At 60.6% G+C, this 18,840-nt stretch carries 17 protein-coding genes; 12 read left to right on the top strand and 5 right to left on the bottom strand.

Translation table 11 applies throughout. The features are described 5' to 3' along the window. Positions 1 to 33: 33 nt before the first annotated feature. Together H8K20_RS08770 and H8K20_RS08765 are read right to left on the bottom strand one after the other, a co-directional pair. A complete protein-coding gene (locus tag H8K20_RS08770) occupies positions 34 to 1,557 on the bottom strand; it encodes a YifB family Mg chelatase-like AAA ATPase (protein ID WP_186488126.1) in 1,524 nt (507 codons plus the stop codon). Between the two features lie 157 nt (positions 1,558 to 1,714). Further along, positions 1,715 to 2,449 carry a GntR family transcriptional regulator gene (locus H8K20_RS08765; protein ID WP_186488125.1) on the bottom strand — a complete coding sequence of 245 codons (735 nt, stop codon included), beginning with the start codon at positions 2,447 to 2,449 and terminating at the stop codon, positions 1,715 to 1,717. Positions 2,450 to 2,790: 341 nt separating this feature from the next. Here H8K20_RS08765 and H8K20_RS08760 point away from each other — a divergent pair, with 341 nt between their 5' ends. Continuing rightward, on the top strand, positions 2,791 to 3,246 hold the full coding sequence (locus tag H8K20_RS08760; RefSeq protein WP_186488124.1) for a LytTR family transcriptional regulator DNA-binding domain-containing protein: 456 nt from the start codon (positions 2,791 to 2,793) through the stop codon (positions 3,244 to 3,246). Next, positions 3,246 to 3,695, top strand: a complete 450-nt coding sequence (locus H8K20_RS08755) for a hypothetical protein (protein ID WP_186488123.1) — start codon at positions 3,246 to 3,248, stop codon at positions 3,693 to 3,695. The genes H8K20_RS08760 and H8K20_RS08755 overlap by 1 nt, the downstream gene beginning before the upstream one ends. 64 nt (positions 3,696 to 3,759) lie before the next feature. Here H8K20_RS08755 and H8K20_RS08750 read toward each other — a convergent pair whose 3' ends face one another. The 3 genes from H8K20_RS08750 to H8K20_RS08740 all read right to left on the bottom strand — a co-directional run bounded on the left by H8K20_RS08750 (position 3,760) and on the right by H8K20_RS08740 (position 9,733). Continuing rightward, positions 3,760 to 6,396 carry a cation-translocating P-type ATPase gene (locus tag H8K20_RS08750; RefSeq protein ID WP_243206201.1) on the bottom strand — a complete coding sequence of 879 codons (2,637 nt, stop codon included), beginning with the start codon at positions 6,394 to 6,396 and terminating at the stop codon, positions 3,760 to 3,762. A 242-nt stretch (positions 6,397 to 6,638) separates the two neighbouring features. After that, a complete protein-coding gene (gene ppk1 / locus H8K20_RS08745) occupies positions 6,639 to 8,774 on the bottom strand; it encodes a polyphosphate kinase 1 (protein ID WP_105204911.1) in 2,136 nt (711 codons plus the stop codon). Between the two features lie 50 nt (positions 8,775 to 8,824). Beyond that, positions 8,825 to 9,733 (bottom strand): Ppx/GppA phosphatase family protein, encoded by a 909-nt coding sequence (locus H8K20_RS08740; protein WP_186488121.1) that lies wholly within the window; start codon positions 9,731 to 9,733, stop codon positions 8,825 to 8,827. Between the two features lie 295 nt (positions 9,734 to 10,028). On the opposite strand from H8K20_RS08740, the gene rpmE reads away from it, so the two are divergent. The 10 genes from rpmE (at position 10,029) to H8K20_RS08690 (ending at position 18,744) form a co-directional block, all read left to right on the top strand. Then, complete coding sequence (gene rpmE / locus H8K20_RS08735; RefSeq protein WP_105204909.1) at positions 10,029 to 10,229, top strand: 50S ribosomal protein L31; 201 nt, start codon at positions 10,029 to 10,031, stop codon at positions 10,227 to 10,229. A 96-nt stretch (positions 10,230 to 10,325) separates the two neighbouring features. Next, complete coding sequence (locus H8K20_RS08730) at positions 10,326 to 10,964, top strand: IMPACT family protein (RefSeq protein ID WP_186488120.1); 639 nt, start codon at positions 10,326 to 10,328, stop codon at positions 10,962 to 10,964. Between the two features lie 221 nt (positions 10,965 to 11,185). Then, the gene (locus H8K20_RS08725; RefSeq protein ID WP_341480834.1) at positions 11,186 to 12,199 is read left to right on the top strand and encodes a deoxyguanosinetriphosphate triphosphohydrolase; all 1,014 of its coding nucleotides are present in this window, start codon (positions 11,186 to 11,188) and stop codon (positions 12,197 to 12,199) included. Positions 12,200 to 12,273: 74 nt separating this feature from the next. Beyond that, positions 12,274 to 14,037 (top strand): DNA primase, encoded by a 1,764-nt coding sequence (dnaG, locus tag H8K20_RS08720; RefSeq protein WP_186488119.1) that lies wholly within the window; start codon positions 12,274 to 12,276, stop codon positions 14,035 to 14,037. Between the two features lie 74 nt (positions 14,038 to 14,111). After that, entirely contained in the window at positions 14,112 to 15,239 is a 1,128-nt protein-coding gene (rpoD, locus tag H8K20_RS08715) for an RNA polymerase sigma factor RpoD (RefSeq protein ID WP_186488233.1), read from the top strand. A gap of 103 nt (positions 15,240 to 15,342) precedes the next feature. Next, on the top strand, positions 15,343 to 15,744 hold the full coding sequence (locus tag H8K20_RS08710; protein WP_105204906.1) for an RrF2 family transcriptional regulator: 402 nt from the start codon (positions 15,343 to 15,345) through the stop codon (positions 15,742 to 15,744). A gap of 41 nt (positions 15,745 to 15,785) precedes the next feature. Then, positions 15,786 to 16,232, top strand: coding sequence for a MarR family winged helix-turn-helix transcriptional regulator (locus H8K20_RS08705; protein ID WP_105204905.1), 447 nt, complete (start codon positions 15,786 to 15,788; stop codon positions 16,230 to 16,232). Between the two features lie 458 nt (positions 16,233 to 16,690). Then, positions 16,691 to 17,014 (top strand): PadR family transcriptional regulator, encoded by a 324-nt coding sequence (locus H8K20_RS08700; RefSeq protein ID WP_105204904.1) that lies wholly within the window; start codon positions 16,691 to 16,693, stop codon positions 17,012 to 17,014. Further along, positions 17,007 to 17,579, top strand: coding sequence for a DUF1700 domain-containing protein (locus H8K20_RS08695; protein ID WP_186488118.1), 573 nt, complete (start codon positions 17,007 to 17,009; stop codon positions 17,577 to 17,579). The genes H8K20_RS08700 and H8K20_RS08695 overlap by 8 nt, the downstream gene beginning before the upstream one ends. After that, positions 17,569 to 18,744: a DUF4097 family beta strand repeat-containing protein gene (locus H8K20_RS08690; protein ID WP_186488117.1), complete on the top strand. Its 1,176-nt coding sequence runs from the start codon at positions 17,569 to 17,571 to the stop codon at positions 18,742 to 18,744. The genes H8K20_RS08695 and H8K20_RS08690 overlap by 11 nt, the downstream gene beginning before the upstream one ends. Positions 18,745 to 18,840: the final 96 nt, after the last annotated feature.

The raw sequence follows: 18,840 nt of genomic DNA, 5'->3' as shown, positions 1-18,840 counted from the left end.
CTGTCGGCGGCGAGCCGCCCAGCCGACTCCGGTCTAAAACCCGGCATCGGGCCGGTCCAGCTGCCGGTACTGGATGACCTCTGCCATGTGGTCTCCGGTGATCTGCTCGCTGCCGTCTAAGTCAGCCACGGTGCGGCTCAGCTTTAGCAGTTTGTCCCGGGCCCGGGCCGACAGGCCCATCCGCTCAAAAGCGCCCCGCAGCATCTGCTGTGCGGGCTCGGTCATGGCACACACGGTATCCAGTACTCCGGCGGGCAGCTTGGCGTTGCACGACACACCGGTCTGCTGTTGTCGGTCCAGCTGTCGCTGACGGCCGGCCACTACCCGGCGGCGTATCTGCGCACTCGATTCTGCCGGCAGGGGAGAGGCCAGCGCGTCATAATCCACCGGCTGCAGCTGTAGGTGTATATCGATGCGGTCGAGCACCGGCCCGCTGATGCGCCCCAAGTAGCGGCTGATGGCCGAGGGGCTGCAGCTGCACCGGCGGGTGGGGTGGCCCGCCCAGCCGCAGGGGCAGGGGTTCATGGCCGCTACCAGTAAAATATCACAGGGGTACTGCACCGTCACTCCGCCGCGGTTTATGCGCACGGTGCCGTCCTCCATAGGCTGCCGCAACACCTCGATGGCGCTGCGCTTAAATTCGGCAAACTCGTCTAAAAACAAAATGCCCCCACTGGCCAGCGATACCTCGCCCGGCCGGGGCGTGCTGCCGCCCCCCGCCAGCCCCACCGCCGATATCGTGTGGTGCGGCGCCCGAAACGGGCGCGACGAGAGCAGTGCCGTCTCGGGCGGCAGTGTCCCGGCGATCGAGTGCACCATCGTGGCCGAGAGCTTTTCCGCAAACGTCATGGGCGGCATAATGCCCGGCAGCCGTTTGGCCAGCATGCTCTTACCTGATCCCGGCGGCCCCATCAGCAGAATGTTGTGCCCGCCGCAGGCCGCCACCTCAAAGGCGCGCTTAGCCAGGTACTGTCCCTTCACGTCGGCAAAGTCCAGCGGGTATATCGCGTCGTCCGGCGGCAGCTGGCTGTGGTAGGGGGCGATCAGCGCTGCTTTGCTCAGGTGATCCAGCACCTCTTTTACCGTGGCAGCCGGTAAGATCTCAAGCCCCTCTACCACCCCTGCCTCCATGGCGTTCTCTGCCGGCACGAACAGTGCCCGGTACCCCTGCCGGCGGGCCTCGATAGCCATGGGCAGCACGCCCCGTACCGGCCGCAGGTCACCCCGCAGCGACAGCTCACCGATAAAGGCGCAGTCGTCGGTGTCGGCTTTCAGCTGACCCGAAGCTCGCAATATGCCCACAAAAAGCGGCAGGTCATATACCGAGCCGGCTTTTTTGATATCTGCCGGCGCCAGATTGGCGGTGATGCGGCTCACCGGAAAGGCAAAGCCGCTGTTTTTTACCGCTGCCCGCACCCGGTCTCGCGACTCTTTTACCGCCGTGTCGGGCAACCCCACGATCTCAAAGCTCGGCAGCCCGCGTGCAGTGTCCACCTCTACCTGTATGCGGTAGGCCTGCAGGCCCACCAGACCCAGACTGTGCACCATACAAAACATGCCCGTTTCCCTCCTCGCCCCTCTTACAGCCAGTATACACGTTCTGTGCACTTGTCACAATGGGTCGTCAAAAAAAGTCGAATACAGCAAAGTGAAAAGCACAGGGCAACCGGTGCTGCCCTGTGCTGCCTAGTGCTGCCTGGTTTCGTCTGCACAGTCAAATACCCACACAGGTCCCCCGCATATACAACTTATAGCGGTCGCTGCGAATGATCTGCCGGGCGCAGTGCAGGGGGTTTTGGTGGCTGTCGCGCACATAGTCGTCGATGCACAGCAGGGCGGTCCCGGGCTCTACCTGCAAAAGCGTCGCCTCCTCCCGGCTGGCATAGCTGATGCCGATCGCCTTTACCGTGTCGCTGGGGGTAATGTGATATTTTTGCAGCACCCGATACAGCGAACCAGAGAGATCCTCCTGCAGCAAAAAGCTGTAGTGGCGGGCAAAAATATTCTGCTCGATCATGATGGGCACGCCGTCGGCAAAGCGCAGCCGCCGCAGTGCAACGACCGGTTCTCCGGGGCGTATGCCCAAAAAAGAGGCCTCCTCCTCGCCGGCAGTCTGGTGCCCGACCGAAAGCACCTCTGTGCCGGCCACCTGGCCGCCGGCCTCACAGGCGTTGGTGAACCCGCGAAATTCAGCCATGTCGCGTCCTATGTGCGGGCGCGCTACATAGGTGCCTTTGCCCTGCCGTCTGATGAGCAGGCCCTCCTCTACCAGCGCGTCGATGGCCTCGCGCACGGTAATGCGGCTGATACCGTATCGCTGGCTCAGCTGTGCCTCGGTGGGGATCTTCTGGTCGATCGAGAACTCGCCAGCGGCGATCGAACTGCGCAGGGCGTCTATCAGCTGGCGGTACAGCGGCACCCCGCTGTCGGGGGTCAAAGTGGGTATCATCGGGCACAGCGCTCCTTCCTATCTGTGGTCTCGGTATCCGGCAGGTCCTATATAGTATGATTATAGCACATCTCGAGCAGCCCAGCAGCCGGCATACAGCAGGGGAGCAGACACATCTAAAAAAAGGAGCAACTGGGACCGGTAAACCGGCTGGCCGGGCGTTGCGTCGTCGGCAGTCAGGGCCTGACCGGACAAGTGTTCCCAGGTAAGACCCGCGTATCGGCATTTGGGCGCCGAATATCTACCACTGGGGAGCGGGCACCTTGCCGGCGTGCGCGGCGCCCAGTATAATAGGGGTCGTACAGAGGTGCTGCCATCTGTGCAGACAGGAGGAGCTGTGTGTGAAGATCAAACTGAATCAAGACCCGGCACTCACCGAGACGCAGGTGCAGATCGACTGCCCGGTCATCGACGAAGAGGTGCTGCAGATCGTGACCGGTCTGCGACTCTACCAGCAAAAGCTCACCGGTATCCGCGACGGGGAGGTCCACATCGTCGACGTACGGGATATTCTGTATATCGACTCGGTGGATAAAAAGACCTTTTTCTACACCGAAACTGCCGTATACGAGAGCGCCCTGCGCCTGTATGAGCTGGCTGACCGGCTGGAGAAACTCGATTTTTTCCGGGCCTCACGGTCCACCATCGTCAATTTTGCCAAGATATGTGCCATGCGCCCCGATCTGGGCGGCCGGCTGCTGCTCACCGTGGAGGGCGGTGAAAAGCTGTACGCCTCCCGTCAGTACGCGGGCGCTTTTCGCCAAAAACTGGCCGCTCTGGAGAGGGGAGATCGCTGATGAAAAAATTTATGCGCCGGGTCATGGAGTGGAAAGCCGCCTGCTGCTTTGCCTTTACCGGCTGTGCGCTGCTGTACGCGCTGGTGTGCCTGTTTATGGGGCGCACCCAAATACGAGTCACCAGCCTTTTATACCTGTTGGGGCTCACCGCCGTCGCCACCGGCCTGCAATACCTGTGCTTTACGCAAGCGCTCTTTAAAAAGATGCGCTACACCGCCCGCCTGCTGCTGTTTGCCGCACTGTTACTACCGGTACTGGTAGGGGCGGCCCTGCTGCTGGAGTGGTTTCCCAGCCAGTATACCAGCGCTTGGGTGCTGTTCGGGCTCATCTTTTTAGCTGTATTGGCTGTATTCACCGCCGGGTTCGAGCTGTATTTTCGGCTGGCTGGCCGACGGTACGACGGGCTACTGGGCCGCTATCGGGCCGGCGCAGACCACCGGCAAAAATAGAGTATAAAAAAGAAAGGGCCATCCGGCCGGGTGGCTCTTTCTCTTTTATAGCGGTGATGCAGTTTTATTTATTGCGGCTAAACAGCTTGGCGATCTCCACGATGGGCACCGGCAGCACGCTCAGTCCCAGCACGCAGCCCCAGGCGGCCAGCGGTAGGTGTACCATGCCAAAGATACCGGCCACCGGCGGGATCAGCGCCACTGCCAAGATCAGCGCGATAGAGGCCAGCACCGCCAGGTTCAGATAGCGGTTGGCAAAAGGGTTGGACTTGAAGATCGAGCGGCGGGTGCGGGCGCCAAAGATGTGGAACATCTGTGAGAGTGCCAGCACCAAAAAGGCCATGGTCCGCCCCTCTGCTACCGAGTTCTCGGCGAACACATAGCGGCCCAACACGTAGCTGGTCACGGTGAGCGCCGCCAGCATCAGCCCCTGCAGCACGATGTGCAGCCACATGGGCCCGTCAAAAATGCCTTTATCTTTGGGCCGCGGCGGATCGTCCATCACGTCGCTGCCGGGAGCGTCCATACCCAGCGCTAAAGCGGGCAGCCCGTCGGTGACCAGGTTGACCCACAGCAGTTGGATGGCGCTCAGCGGGGCGCCAAAGCCGGCCAGCATCGAGGCCAGCACAGTAAAGATCTCGCCGATGTTGCAGCTGAGTAAAAACTTTACCGATTTGACGATGTTCTGGAAGATGCCGCGCCCCTCGCGCACCGCCACCACGATGGTGGCGAAGTTGTCGTCGGTCAGTACCATATCGGCGGCCCCTTTGGCCACATCGGTGCCGGTAATGCCCATGGCACAGCCAATATCTGCCGCCTTCAGGGCGGGGGCGTCGTTGACGCCGTCACCGGTCATAGCCACGATCTGCCCCTTTTGTTGCCAGGCCTTGACGATGCGGATCTTGTCCTGCGGTGTCACCCGGGCGTATACCGAGTAGTCGCCGATGGTAGCCGCCAGCTGCTCGTCGCTCATCTCCTGCAGCTGGGCGCCGGTGATGGCCTTTTGGCCCTCCTGCAAAATGCCCATCTGGCTGGCGATGGCCGAGGCGGTCACCACATGGTCGCCGGTGATCATAATGGGGCGTATACCGGCCTTTTTGCAGGTGGCGATGGCGTCTTTGGCCTCCTGGCGGGGCGGGTCGATCATGCCGATGAGGCCGATGAGCGAGAGATCCTGCTCCAGGCTGGCCGACTCGTCTTCTGGCGGCAGCACCTCGATGACCTTGTGGGCGACAGCCAGTACGCGCAGTGCATTTTGGGCCATCTGGTCGTTTGCCTTGCGGGCGGTCTCGATCTGTCCGCTGCAGCGGGGGGCCAAAATATCAAAAGCGCCTTTTACGATGACGTGCAGCCGGCCGTCGATCATGTTGACGGTGGTCATCAGCTTGCGGTCCGAGTCAAAGGGGAGATCGAACATGCGGGGGTAGTCGGCATTCAGCTGCTCCTGCTTTTCCCCCGCCTGTAGTGCGGCGGCTACGATCGCCGTCTCGGTGGGATCGCCGATATGCTGCAAACTGCCGTCGGGCTGCTCTAACACCTTGCCGTCACAGCACAGTGTGGCCAGTTTTAGCAGCGACACCACCTCGGCCGGGGTGTCGGGGGCGCCCACTTCGTCGAGCAGGTCCTCACCGTCGGCGCGCTCCTGGCGGCGGGGCACCCAGCAGGCAGTTACCGTCATGCGGTTTTGGGTGAGCGTACCGGTCTTATCCGAGCAGATGACCGAGGCGCTGCCCAGCGTCTCCACCGCCGGTAAGCGCCGGATCAGTGCGTTTTTCTGCACCATTTTCGACACACCAACCGCCAGAACGATGGTGACGATGGCCGGCAACCCCTCAGGAATAGCCGCCACCGCCAGCGAGATAGCGGTCATAAAGATCTCTTTGATGGGGGTGCCGCCGATGAGGCCGATGATAAAGATCACCGCGCACACGCCCAGCGCCACCAGGCCCAGCGTTTTGCCCATCTTTTCTAACTTGTGCTGCAGCGGAGTAGCGGTGTCTTGCTGGCTGTCTAAAATGGCGGCGATCTGACCGATCTGTGAGGACATACCTGTCGAGGTGACGATGGCCTTAGCGCGGCCATAGGTAACGCTGCAACCGGAATACACCATGTTTACCCGGTCGCCCAGCGGTGCCCGCTCCTCCACTGTGGCCGCCGCATCTTTTTGGGCCGGTACGCTCTCTCCGGTCAGGGCGCTCTCCTCGCACTGCAGACTGGAGGACTCGATGAGTCTGGCGTCGGCGGGCACGTAGTCGCCGGCCTCCAGCACCAGAATATCGCCCGGCACCAGCTCGGCCGAGGAGATGATCTGCTCGCGGCCGCTGCGCACCACCCGCGCGTGGGGGGTAGACATATCTTTGAGGGCATCCAGCACCTTTTCGGCTTTGCTCTCCTGAAATACCCCCAACACCGCGTTGAGGATCACGATGAACAGAATGACGGCGGGCTCTAGAAAGTCGCCGTGCCCCTCCATCACCGCCAGCACCGTCGAGATAACGGCGGCGATGATGAGAATGATGACCATGGTGTCTTTGAGCTGGGCGGCAAAGCGCTGCAGCAGGGTCTTGGGCGGCTTGCCCTGCAGCTTGTTCTCGCCCACCTCGGACAGCACACGGGCGGCGGCCTCATCGGTGAGCCCCCGTTCCAGATCGCTGGAAAATTGCCCCGCGATCTGCTGGGGCGTCCTATCATGCCACGTCAATACAAAACACTCCTTTTTATCATTGGGCCGCCCGGGATAAAGATCGCCCCGGCGCCCCATAACTGCTTTGTTTTACCGGCCCCCGCCGCTGCCCTGAACAGGCGGCGGGCGGCACCTCTGGTCACTGGTTCTTTTTACCTTATAGTATAGCCGCTTTCGCCAGCCCATTCAACCAAAATAGCGCCGCGCCAGCTGTCGGTCTGGCGCAGCGCTTTTTATATGCTTAAGACGGGGGAGATGCACTACCGGCCAAACAGCCCCCGCAACTTTTGCCACAGCCCGCGGCTCGCACTGCTCTGGCCGGCGACCGGCTGCTTCTGCGCGTCCAATATGGCTTGGTCCATAAAGCACTGCTGGCTGTCCACCGGTATCTGTCCGTCGGGGTGGCGTATGCGGTAGCGCCCGTCGGCGCCCAGCTGGCGGGCCTTTACATTATCGCCCAGCATTACCTGCATCATGTGCAGGATGCGCTGGCGCAGGGCCGGGTCGTACACCGGGCACGAGACCTCTACCCGGTGCATGGTGTTGCGGCTCATCATGTCCCCCGAGGAAATGTACATCTTCATCTGCTGTCCCACCCCGAAACAGTACACCCGCGAGTGCTCCAGGTAGCGCCCCACGATGCTGATGATGGTGATGTTCTCGGTCAGCCCCTCCACGCCCGGCACCAGGCAGCAGATACCGCGGACGATGAGCTGGCAGGGTACCCCCGCACAAGAAGCCTCAATGAGCTTTTCCATCACGTCGATGTCGGTGAGAGAGTTGAATTTCATCATCACCCCCGCGGGTTGGCCGCTGCCGGCCAGCGCGATCTGCTCGTCGATGCAGCGCAGCACGTTTTGTTTAAAGCAGCAGGGGGCCACCCACAGCTGCCCATAGCTGCCGTGCAGGTTGCCGATCGACATGTTTTTAAAAAACGCAGTGGCGTCAGCACCGATCTGTGGGTTGGCGGTGATCAGGGCCAGGTCGGTGTAGAGCTTGGCGGTCTTTTCGTTGTAGTTGCCGGTCCCCACCTGAGTGATGGTCTGCAGCCGCCCGTGCTCGCGGCGGGTAATGAGGCAGATCTTCGAGTGCACCTTGTAATGGTCCATACCGTAGATCACCCGACAGCCGGCCTCCTCCAGCCGCTGGGCCCACTCGATGTTGTTCTGCTCGTCAAAGCGGGCCCGCAGCTCCATGAGCACAAATACCTCTTTGCCGTTTTCTGCCGCGGCGATCAGATATTCGGCCAACTTGGCCTGCCGGGCAATGCGGTAGAGCGTGATCTTGATCGAGAGCACGTTTTTATCTTCCGACGCCTCTTTGATCAGCCGCAAAAAGGGGTTCATGCTCTCATAGGGGTACGAGAGCAGGATATCCCGCTTGAGCACCTGTCGCAGCACCGGCTCGCCCTGTTTTACGAGCGCCGGCTGCTGCGGGGTGAACGGGGCGTCGGTCAGCTGGCTGACAAGCGGTGCCGGCAACTGACCTGTCAGGGCAAAGCAGAAAGACAGGTCCAGCGGCGCCGCACACAAAAATACCTGTTCGCGGGTAATGCCCAGCTTGCCCCGCAGGTACTTAATAAATCCCTCGCTGATATCCCCCTGCACCTCCAGCCGCACCGGGGCCAGCCGCATGCGCTTTTTTAGTACCTTTTTCATGTGCTGGCGGTAGTCCAGGTCCTCGTCGTACATGCCGGCGTCGGCGTCGATATCCGCGTTGCGGGTGATGCAGATGATGGCTTTTTCCCCCACCTTGTACATGTCAAACACCTTGGGGGCGAACTGCAGCAGCACCTCCTCCATCAGGATATAGCGCAGCTGTTCTCTATCCACGAACAGCATGCGAGGCACCGAGCCGGGCAGGGGAATGATGCCGAACATGGTGTGATCTTTATGCCGCAGCGACACCGCCACATTGAGCTGCTTGTTGTCGATGTGGGGGAACGGATGACGAGTGTCGATGATCTGGGGCGACAGCACCGGCAGCACCGTGCGATAGAATTCCTTCTCTACCAGCTTTTGCTCGCTGGGTTTTAGTTCGTCGTAGTGCAGTTGAGAAATGCCCGCCTGGGCCATCAGGGTGGTCAACTCGGCAAAGGCCCGGTCACGCTGGGCATATAGGGGCGCCGTCTCGCGGTAGATCGCCGCCAGCTGCTCCTGGGCGGTCATGCCGGTCTTCGAGTCGCGGTCGTCGGGCTCTACCAGGGCCAAGTCGGTCAATGTGCCCACCCGCACCATGTAAAACTCGTCCAGGTTAGAGGTGAAGATCGATAAAAACTTCAGCCGTTCCATCAGCGGGGTCTCTTGGCAGTTAGCCTCCTCCAGCACCCGTTCGTTAAATTTTAACCAGGACAGCTCGCGGTTTTCCATGCAGCTGCGGTGCCGCTTGTCTTTCATAATATGTATGCTCCTTTTGCTCCTCTATCCAAGTCGTTTTGGGCCGCCGGTCAGTTTTCGGCCGCAGGGTCTGCCAGCACGTACCGCAACAGATACCCCTCCCGCACACCGCCGGCGCTCACCTGCACCTGTCGGCAGCCAAAATGGGCGGCGATCTGCCCCAGCAAAACAGCGCCCGGGACCAGAGTCAATATGCGCTCGGGCACCAGCAAAAACACCTGCCGCTGCAGCTTTTCATCGCCGCTGGCAAGCAGCGCGCACAGTTCGTCGGCCCAGCTGGCGGGGAAGTAGCCGGCCAAGTCGCCGCCGCCCATCTGGGCGTATAGCTGCCCACAGGCGCGCACGGTGCCGCCAATTCCGCACAGCACCCCGCCGGGCGGCACTGGCCAATCCAGCAGACACAGCTGCTCGGTGATGTATTGGCGCATCTGCTTCACGGCCGCTGCCGTGGGCAGCAGGCCCGGTACATACCGCCGCGACAGCGACAGCGAGCCCAGCGGCAAACTTACTGCATCCAGCGGCCGACCGTCGGCAAAGCCCACCAGCTCGGTCGATCCACCGCCGATATCGCACACCAGCCCCGCCCGAGCGCCGGTGGCGTGCATCGCCCCGGCCAGCGAGCACAGTGCTTCCTCTTTGCCCGAAAGAACCTGTGGGCGCACCCCACACGCCTGTTCGATCGCCGTCAGCACCTGCGTCCGGTTTCTTATCTGCCGCAGCGATGCGGTGGCAAATACCTGTACCTGTACGACTTCCAGCAGTCGGGTCAGCTGCAGCAGCCGCGTCAGTGCCCCGCAGGCGCGCTCAACGCCCTGTTCAGTCAGGTCGCCACCCTCTATACAACCGGCCAGAGCGGCCATCTGCTTGTCTCCGAACAGCAGAGAAAACGAACGCCCCTTGCAGCGATAGACCGACAGGCGGATAGAGTTGGAGCCCATATCGATGATGCCGATGGTCACCGCCGGCACCTCCTCTCTGTGTATGCGCTTACAAAATTCCTTTATATAGGTATATTGTGACAAATGTTTCGTGAATTTGCAAGTGTTTACGAAAATTTTACACAATAATTTTGGTAAATCCTACGACTTATGGGGGACGGCAGATGTGCTAAAATAGGGGAGAGCCAAACGGGGGATAAAGGTGCGGCGCGCCCCGCCGCCACCGCGTTTTTTTGCAAAAAAGTACTTGCATTTTGCGGGGGGCTGTGCTATTATTTTGAAAGTAACGTTTCGTTGAGTGAAAGAGGTGACTACGTTGAAACAGGGGATTCATCCAAAATATGAAGAGACCACAATCAGATGCGCTTGCGGCGAGACCTTTACGACTCGTTCCACCAAGAGCGATATTCGTGTTGAGATCTGTTCAAAATGCCACCCATTCTATACAGGCAAACAGAAACTTGTCGATACCGGTGGACGTGTTGAGCGCTTTAAAAAGCGTTTTGGCACAAAATAAGACGGGCTTTTCACAAAAGTCTAGCAGGTGGTGTTTTTTAAAAAAGCACCGCCTTTCTTTTTTTGCCGGCCGCCCGCGGCCAGAGAGGAGAGGACCATGGCAGATGCGCTGCAGCTACAGGAATACCGCACTCCCGGCGGTGCCGCCCAGTCGCTCTACGAGCAAAAAAAGTCCCGCTTTATCGGGCAGCTCTTTCCAGCAGCCGACCAGCAACAGGTAGATGCGCTGCTCGCCCAGGTAAGAAAGCAGCACCGCGAAGCGCGGCACCACACCTATGCCTATCGGCTGCGCACCGATCATGTCGAGCGCTCATCAGACGACGGCGAGCCGCAGGGCACTGCCGGCCGCCCCATATTAGAGGTGCTGCAAAAGGCGCAGATCACCGATGCGCTGCTGGTGGTCACCCGCTATTTCGGGGGCGTTTTGCTGGGCGCCAGCGGGCTGCTGCGGGCCTATTCTAAAGCCGCCTCGCTGGCGGTGGCCGGCGCCGATATCATTACCATGTGCACCTGCATCGACTGTATACTCACCGTGCCCTATAATCTCTACGGCGTCATACAGAATATGTTGCCCGGCTACACGCTGCAGATAAGCGACACCCGTTTCGAGGTGGATGTCACACTGGCGCTCACCGTCAAGGGCAGCGACTACCAGCGCCTGGTAGACGAGGTCACCGAGCGCACCGATGGCCGGGTGGTGCCCAAAAAGATTAAGAGTCACTTTTCCTATCTGTAGCTGCCGCACTGCGCGCGGCGCGAGATGGCGGTGCACTCCTGGCAAAAAGCCGATAAAATAGCGGCTCTTTTTGTAATTTTGCAAAAAAAGAGGGATAGCCCGCGTTTTTGCGTATAAGCTTGTTAGAGGGGCATCGTCTGCGCCGGCGGCGTGCCTCACGCATATATCGTATCTGTACCCAACGCAGTTTGTAAAAACTGCCCTACATATACATAGGGGAGGTGACACCCATCGACACCACCATTCGCAGCCGCAGCGAACAGGCCGAACGGCAGACGCTGTCACCCTATGCGGTGTGCGCCGCCGATTCGCGGGGGCGGCGGCACCCTACTGACCCCTGCGATATCCGCACCGATTTTGCCCGCGACCGCGACCGCATCTTACACTGCAAGTCGTTTCGCCGTCTCAAACACAAAACACAGGTGTTTTTGTCCCCTAAAGGGGATCATTATCGCACCCGCCTCACCCACACACTGGAGGTCTCGCAGATCGCCCGCACCGTCGCCCGTGGGCTGCGTCTCAACGAGGATCTGACCGAGGCCATCGCCCTGGGCCACGATCTGGGGCACACGCCGTTTGGCCACGCCGGTGAGCGGGCGCTCAACGAGGTCTGTCCCGCCGGCTTTCGCCACTACCTGCAGAGCGTGCGGGTAGTCGACTTTTTAGAAAAAGACGGCCGCGGTCTCAACCTCACCTACGAGGTGCGCAACGGTATCGCCTGCCATACCAAAGGTGTCCGCGCCAAAACGCTGGAGGGCCAGCTGGTGCGCTATGCCGACCGCATCGCCTATATCAATCACGATATCGAGGACGCGATCACCGCCGGTATCCTGCAGGAAAACGAGCTGCCCTACGACAGTGTGGCGGTGTTGGGACGGGGCAAAAATCAGCGCATCACCACGCTGGTGCGCTCGCTGCTGGAAAACAGCGGTGCGCGCATCTGGATGGGGGAGGAGGTGTACACCGCCTATCAGCGGCTGCACCAGTTTATGTTCGATGTGGTGTACACCGACCCGGTGGCCAAAAAAGAGGAGAGCAAAGCCGAACAGCTCATCATCACCCTCTATAAACACTTTGTCAGCGACCCCGATGCGCTCTCGCCGCGATATCAGCAGCTGGCTGACCGCTGGGGCCTCGATCGCGCCGTGTGCGACTATCTCTCGGGCATGACCGACGACTATGCCGTCCAGCTGTTCGAGCGGCTGTACGTCCCCCAGTTTTGGCACGGAGAGTAGCTGTACGACACGGCGCGTTAGCACCAGTATAGCTCTGCCCGGGAGGCAGATTTTGACGAAAGGAGAGGAGCGCCTTGCTGCCCGAGAGCTTTTTGACCGAGCTGAAATTCCGAAACGACATCGAAGACGTGGTCGGTTCCTACGTCGACCTCAAGCGGGCCGGCAGCAATACCGTCAAGGGCCTGTGCCCCTTCCACTCTGAAAAAACGCCTTCCTTCGTGGTCTACCGCGACACCCAGTCCTACTACTGTTTTGGCTGCGGTGCCGGCGGCGACGTCATCACCTTTATCAAGTCCGCCGAGAACCTCGACTATATCGAGGCGGTCAAGTTTTTGGCCCAGCGCGCCGGCATGCAGATGCCCGAGCAGGGGGTCGACGACTCGATGGGCAAGCTCAAACTGCGCATTCTCGAGGCCAACCGCGCCGCCGCCCGCTGGTTTTATGCGGCGCTCTTCTCACCGGCCGGCAAGCAGGGGCTCGACTATCTGCTGGGCCGCGGTCTCAGCATCGAGACCATCAAGCACTTCGGCCTGGGCTTTGCCCCGTCGAGCTGGAATGCCCTGCGCGACGCGCTGCGCAAAAAGGGTTTTTCCGATGGCGATCTGCTGGCGGCGGACCTGGTGGCCCGCTCGTCTAAGGGCAGCGTGTACGACAAGTTCCGCGGCCGGGTGATGTTCCCCATCATCGATCTGCGCGGCAACGTCATCGGCTTTGGCGGCCGCAACATGGGCGACGAAAAGCCCAAGTACCTCAACACCGCCGAGACACCGGCCTTTCACAAAAACCGCAATCTGTTCGCCCTCAATTTTGCCAAGCGACAAAAAGATCGCGCCTATATTCTGGCCGAGGGCTACATGGATGTCATCGCCATGCACCAGGCCGGCTTCTGCACGGCGGTGGCCACTTTGGGCACTGCCATCGGCGACCACCAGGCCCGGCTCATCGCCCAGTACGCCGACACCATCACCATCGCCTACGACGCCGATGAGGCCGGGCAGATCGCCACTAAGCGGGCCATCGGCATTCTGGCGCCCACCGGCATCAAGGCGCGGGTGCTGCATATCCCCCGGCAAGAGGCCAAAGACCCCGACGAGTACATCAAAAAATACGGCAATCTGCGCTTTGAGCGCCTGCTGCAAAATGCCCGCGGCTCCACCGAGTACGAGCTGCAGCGAGCCGAGACCGGCCACGACTTAAAAGAGCCGGCTGGCCGCGCCGGCTATATCAAAGACGCCGCGGTGGTCGTGGCGGCGCTGCCCACCCCCGCCGAGCGCGACATCTACGCCGGGGTGGTGGCCGAGCGGGCCGGGGCCACCAAGCAGGGGGTGCTCGAGCAGGTAGAGCAGCTGCGGCGGCAGCACTACCGCAAACAAAAGAAAAAAGAGCGCAGCGAACTGCTCAGCAGCGCCATCGACTACCGCGACAAGATAAATCCCCAGGCGGCTAAAAATCCGCTGGCCAACACCGCCGAGGAGTTCCTCATCGCCGCGCTGCTGCGCGATGTCGCCTTTGGCCGGCGCATCTACCCTCAGCTGGCCGAGTGCGACTTTGTCACCGATTTTAACCGCCGGGTGTACAGCCTGCTCAAAGGCGCTTTCGATGCCGGTCTCACCGGTGACCTGTCTTACCTGGCCCAGCTGCTCACCGATCAGGAGCTGGCCCGGGTCACCCGCATCATCGCCGAGACCGCGCCGCTGCACATCGACATCGAGGAGATCGACCAGAAGATCGGGCTGCTCAAAAAAGAGAGCAGCCGCCCCGACAGCGAGACCATCGCCCACACCCCCGACGCGGACTGGGCCGAGATGATGCGCCAGCTGCGGCAGCAAAAAAAATAAGCGGGCATAGCACCCCGCACCCATATACAGACACCAACACGCAGGAGAATAGGGAGAAAAGACGTATGGCAAAAATGGACAACACGGCAAACACCGCTAGCATGCTGACCATCGCCGAGATCGGCGCCAAAAAAGGCAAGCTCACCACCCAGGAGCTCACCGAGTTCATCGAGAAATACGATTTCGATGTGGAGCAGGTAGACAAGCTCTACGAGCTGCTCGAGAGCAAAAAGGTCGAGATCGTCGACGATCTCGAGACCGAGCAGGACATCGACCCCGAGGCCGATTTCCAGCTGGTGAGCACTGCCGAGAGCAAGTACTCCCACAAGGAGATCGAGGAGGGCAAGCGCTACGCCACCGCTGCCGACGGCGCCAACATCGACGATCCGGTCAAAGTCTACCTCAAAGAGATCGGCCGCGTGCAGCTGCTCACCTCCGAGGAGGAGATCAAGCTGGCCAAGCGCATGAGCGAGGGGGACCCCTACGCCAGAAAGCGCCTGAGCGAGGCCAACCTGCGCCTGGTAGTCAGCATCGCCAAGCGCTATGTGGGCCGTGGTATGCAGTTTTTAGACCTTATCCAGGAGGGAAATCTCGGCCTCATCAAAGCTGTCGAGAAGTTCGATCACACCAAGGGCTTTAAATTCTCCACCTACGCCACCTGGTGGATCCGTCAGGCCATCACCCGCGCCATCGCCGACCAGGCCCGTACCATCCGCATCCCGGTGCACATGGTCGAGACCATCAACAAGGTCAAAAAGGTCTCCAGCCAGCTGCTGCACCAAAATGGCCATGAGCCCACCGCCGAAGAGATCGCCGATGTGCTCGACATGCCGGCCGAAAAGGTGCGCGAGATCATGCGGGTGGCGCAGGAGCCGGTGTCGCTCGAGACCCCTATCGGCGAGGAGGAGGACAGTCACCTGGGCGACTTTATCCCCGACGACGACGCCCCTGCCCCCGCCGAGGCCGCCTCCCACACGCTGCTGCGCGAACAGCTGGGCGAGGTGCTGCAAACGCTCACCCCCCGCGAGGAAAAGGTGCTGCGGCTGCGCTTTGGGTTGGAGGACGGCCGCAGCCGCACCCTGGAAGAGGTGGGCAAAGAGTTTAACGTCACCCGCGAGCGCATCCGCCAGATCGAGGCCAAAGCTCTGCGCAAGCTGCGCCACCCCAGCCGCAGCAAAAAGCTCAAAGACTTTTTAGACTAGCCCATATGTCCGCTCCCGTTTGACAAATCGCAGTTGCTGTTCTATACTGGATACAGAATGTATAGTAATTTGGTTAACTTTTGACAGCAAGGAGTTGCGAGAAATGGTTTTTACCCGGGAGACCGATTATGCGGTGCGCATCGTGCGGCATCTGGCTACCGTCACCAGCCGGACCGAGGCCAAAAAAATAGCAGAAGCCACCGATGTCACGCTGCGCTTTGCACTGAAGATACTCAGTAAATTGGTGGCCGGGGGCCTGGTGCGCTCCTATAAAGGTACGCAGGGCGGGTACGAGCTGCAAAAGCCCGCCGCCGAGATATCGCTGCGCGACATCGTCGAGATCATCGAGGGGCCGGTCACCATCTCCAAGTGCCTCGACCAAAACAGCGACTGCGAGTGTCAGAGCGCGGGCAACTGCAAGGTGCGCCGCGTATTCGGCAAGATCGCCGACTCGGTCAACGCCCAGCTGGCCTCATACACCATCGACCAATTTGCCGACGACTGACCGCCTTATACACAGCTATACGAAAGAGGGGAACTACCGCCGTGAGCGAGAGTCAAGATATCCAGTACCATGTCCGCCGCTACTACGAGAACTGGTTTATGATCGACAGTTTGTATGGCGCCTGGGCCGCCCGTCGGGGCGTGCAGTTTAACACCGTGCTGGTGCTGGACATCATCCGCGAAAACCCCCAGGGCTGCACCCAAAAGCACATCTGTGACAAGACCGCCCTGCCCAAGCAGACGGTGTCCTTTCTGCTCTCGGGCCTCGAGAAAAAGGGGTACATACACCGCAAGCAAAACGACAGCGATCGCCGGGGCAAGCTGGTGGCTCTCACCCCAGCAGGAGAACAGTTTGCCTTTCCCCTGCTGGATGAACTGGCCACCGCCGAGGAAAACGCCTACGAAAACCTCACCGAGCAGCAGCGCCGGGCCATCACCGATGGCATGACCAGCCTGGTCGAGGCCCTGCAGGGCAGTCTGGCCGACTAGTGTCCGTCTGCTGCCCTGCCGCAGCACACCATATGTTAAAAAACCGCCCGCGATGTAACTGTCGCGGGCGGTTTCTCTATTTTGCCCCGCTGCGGGCGCCATAGCGGTCTCGCTGGCCGCCACCTTTACCGTCTCGCAGCGATGCGGGGCGGTTGCGCGTCTGCGTGTTCTCACCCGGCCAGCATCCAGCATACAGCACATAACACACAACACACGGCCCGCAGAACCGCAGAACGGCTGCTCAGCAAGTCGGCCCGCAACAGGCTCACTGGTGCAGTGGCGGCAAGAACTGCCCACTGGACCAGAAATAGGGGAGAGCGGCGCCGTACCTTTCAGTAATGCGTCTACCCCTGTATACAGTGCCAGAAAACAGAGGTCAAGATTGGCACAGCTACCAGTATCAAGTGTATATTATATTTGATATAATATGGTTGTAGAAATAATAAGGGGGCGAGCAGATGATCTTTCAGACCGGCGCGGCGCTGCTGGAGTGCTGCGTGCTGGCGGTACTGGACCGGGAAGATACCTACGGCTATGTCCTCACCCAGCGGGTCAAAGGCGTGTTGCAGATCTCCGAGTCCACCCTGTACCCGGTGCTGCGCCGCCTGCAAAAAGAGGCCAGTCTCTCCACCTACGACCGGGCCTTTCAGGGGCGCAACCGCCGCTATTATTCCATCACCCCCCAGGGGCGTGAAAAACTGCAGCAGTACCGGACCGAGTGGGAGGCCTACAAGAACCGGATAGATGATATTTTGTTGAGGGGGCTTTGTGGCGATGAATAGAGAGCAGTACCTTAAAAGATTGGAGACCTGTCTGGATACGCTCTCCACCGAAGAGCGGTCCAGTGCGCTGCTGTACTACGTCGACTATTTCGAAGATGCGGGAGCGGATGCCGAGCAGGAGGTGATCGCCCAGCTGGGTGACCCGCGGCAGCTGGCTGACCGCATTCTCGAGGAAAACGACCAGAGCCCGTCAGCCGGCCGCTGGCGGCAGTGGCTGGCAGCAGCGGCCCAAAAGTGGGGGTCACATCGCCGTCGGCGGTCAGAAAGGTGCGTTTCAAAATCGCCCCACAAGCGGGAGCGGCTGCGGATTGCGGGTTTTTGCATCCTGTTTGTGCTCTCGGCGTGGCTGCTCCTGTGCGGGGTGGTGGTGGTCATCCTCAGCCTCACGCTGTTTTCGACCGGGCCTATGGGGGCGCTGTTCTACCTGGGTCTTGGCCTGTTCGTTTCCGGCGGTGCGCTGCTGGCGCTGTCGGCGCTCTCCGGTCGGCTGCCCCGCCCCCGCAAGAGGAATACCCCGCCCGCCGGTCGGCAAACAGCAGAGGAGGTGACTGCACATGGCCGCTGATCGCCAAAAAAGAGTACGTATCGCCGCAGTCGCCATAGCTGCCGCCGGGCTGGTACTCATGGGTGCGGGCTATCTCTCCGGCTCCAGCCTGTGGGTGGCAGCCGATCAGAAGGGCCTGTTCATGGTAGAAGATACCCCGCGCAGCCGTGTCAGCTACCCTGAAGAGGGGCGCATAAGCAGGGCCGTCGGCATCCAGCTGCATCTGGATGATTTTGATGTGCAGATCGTCCACGGGGAGAAGCTCTCGGTAGAAACGGTGTGCTACGGCTCTCTCCGCTCGCCCGATGTAAAGGTCAAGGACGGTATCCTATCGATCGGCGAGACAGCATCGCAGGGCCGCGGCGTGGGCACCACGCTGCTGGACCCGCGCGGGCAAAAACGCAATCAGGTGCGCATCACGCTGCCGTACCGCAGGTGCGGTACGGTGAGCTGTGTGTTGCAAAAAGGCGACGTGCTCGTCGATCACCTGGAGGCCGATGATTTAGAGATCGACACCCGTCAGGGCGATATACAGCTGCACGACATCAGCGCTCAGCAGGCCGCCATCAGGCTCGGCCGCGGCAACGGCAGTCTGCTAGAAGTCTATGTGAGCGAGATGGACTACCAAAATGAGCGGGGTCAGAGCACCTACCAAAATGCCACTCCGCAGAGGGGCAAAACACTCAACTTTGCCAGTGCCGGCGGTCCAGTCAAGCTGCAAAAGCTGCAGGTAGATATCGCCCGGCTGCAGCTCGACGGCGACTTGCAGGCCAGCGATGTCAAGGCCGGCCAGCTGTATATCAGGCGCACCAGTGGCCAGGTCGAAATCAGCCGCCTGCAGGATAACGGGGTCATCTCGGTCATTGGCGGCACGGGCGACGTGTCGCTGCAGGGCGGCAGCCAGCAGGCCACAGTCAACATCGACAGCGGCGATATCCTGCTGGATGTGGGACGGGGGAAATACGCCTGCCCCACCACCGCCATCACGCAAAAGGGCAGCATCACCCAACAGCGCCAGCTGGCCGAGACCTACGCAGTCGACTGCCTGGCCGAAGACGGCAAAGTCACCCGCGCCGGCAAAACGGTCGAGGGTAAAAACAGCTTTACCACCGCCGCCCATTACACCCGCGACGATCGGAGCAAAATGCTGCTGAAAACACAGAAAGGCGACATCGCCCTGCCCTGACCGTCCCTTACCTCCCCAGACCCCACCCGACAAATAGAAACGGGCACTCTACCGCCCGCCACTGTAATGAGCAAAGAGCAGAGCGACACCAAAAGC

This window comes from Neobittarella massiliensis (ex Bilen et al. 2018) (genome assembly GCF_014269355.1).
GTDB classification, from domain to species: domain Bacteria; phylum Bacillota; class Clostridia; order Oscillospirales; family Ruminococcaceae; genus Neobittarella; species Neobittarella massiliensis.
This window is presented reverse-complemented; position numbering and strand designations above follow the sequence as displayed.

Bases quoted from the DNA above. Each gene is read 5' to 3' on its own strand.
- H8K20_RS08730 (WP_186488120.1), top strand. From the start codon at position 10,326: ATGGCAGATGCGCTGCAGCTACAGGAATACCGCACTCCCGGCGGTGCC.
- H8K20_RS08690 (WP_186488117.1), top strand. From the start codon at position 17,569: ATGGCCGCTGATCGCCAAAAAAGAGTACGTATCGCCGCAGTCGCCATA.
- rpoD (WP_186488233.1), top strand. From the start codon at position 14,112: ATGGACAACACGGCAAACACCGCTAGCATGCTGACCATCGCCGAGATC.
- H8K20_RS08755 (WP_186488123.1), top strand. From the start codon at position 3,246: ATGAAAAAATTTATGCGCCGGGTCATGGAGTGGAAAGCCGCCTGCTGC.
- H8K20_RS08695 (WP_186488118.1), top strand. From the start codon at position 17,007: ATGAATAGAGAGCAGTACCTTAAAAGATTGGAGACCTGTCTGGATACG.
- H8K20_RS08770 (WP_186488126.1), bottom strand. From the start codon at position 1,557: ATGTTTTGTATGGTGCACAGTCTGGGTCTGGTGGGCCTGCAGGCCTAC.
- H8K20_RS08710 (WP_105204906.1), top strand. From the start codon at position 15,343: ATGGTTTTTACCCGGGAGACCGATTATGCGGTGCGCATCGTGCGGCAT.
- H8K20_RS08700 (WP_105204904.1), top strand. From the start codon at position 16,691: ATGATCTTTCAGACCGGCGCGGCGCTGCTGGAGTGCTGCGTGCTGGCG.
- H8K20_RS08765 (WP_186488125.1), bottom strand. From the start codon at position 2,449: ATGATACCCACTTTGACCCCCGACAGCGGGGTGCCGCTGTACCGCCAG.
- ppk1 (WP_105204911.1), bottom strand. From the start codon at position 8,774: ATGAAAGACAAGCGGCACCGCAGCTGCATGGAAAACCGCGAGCTGTCC.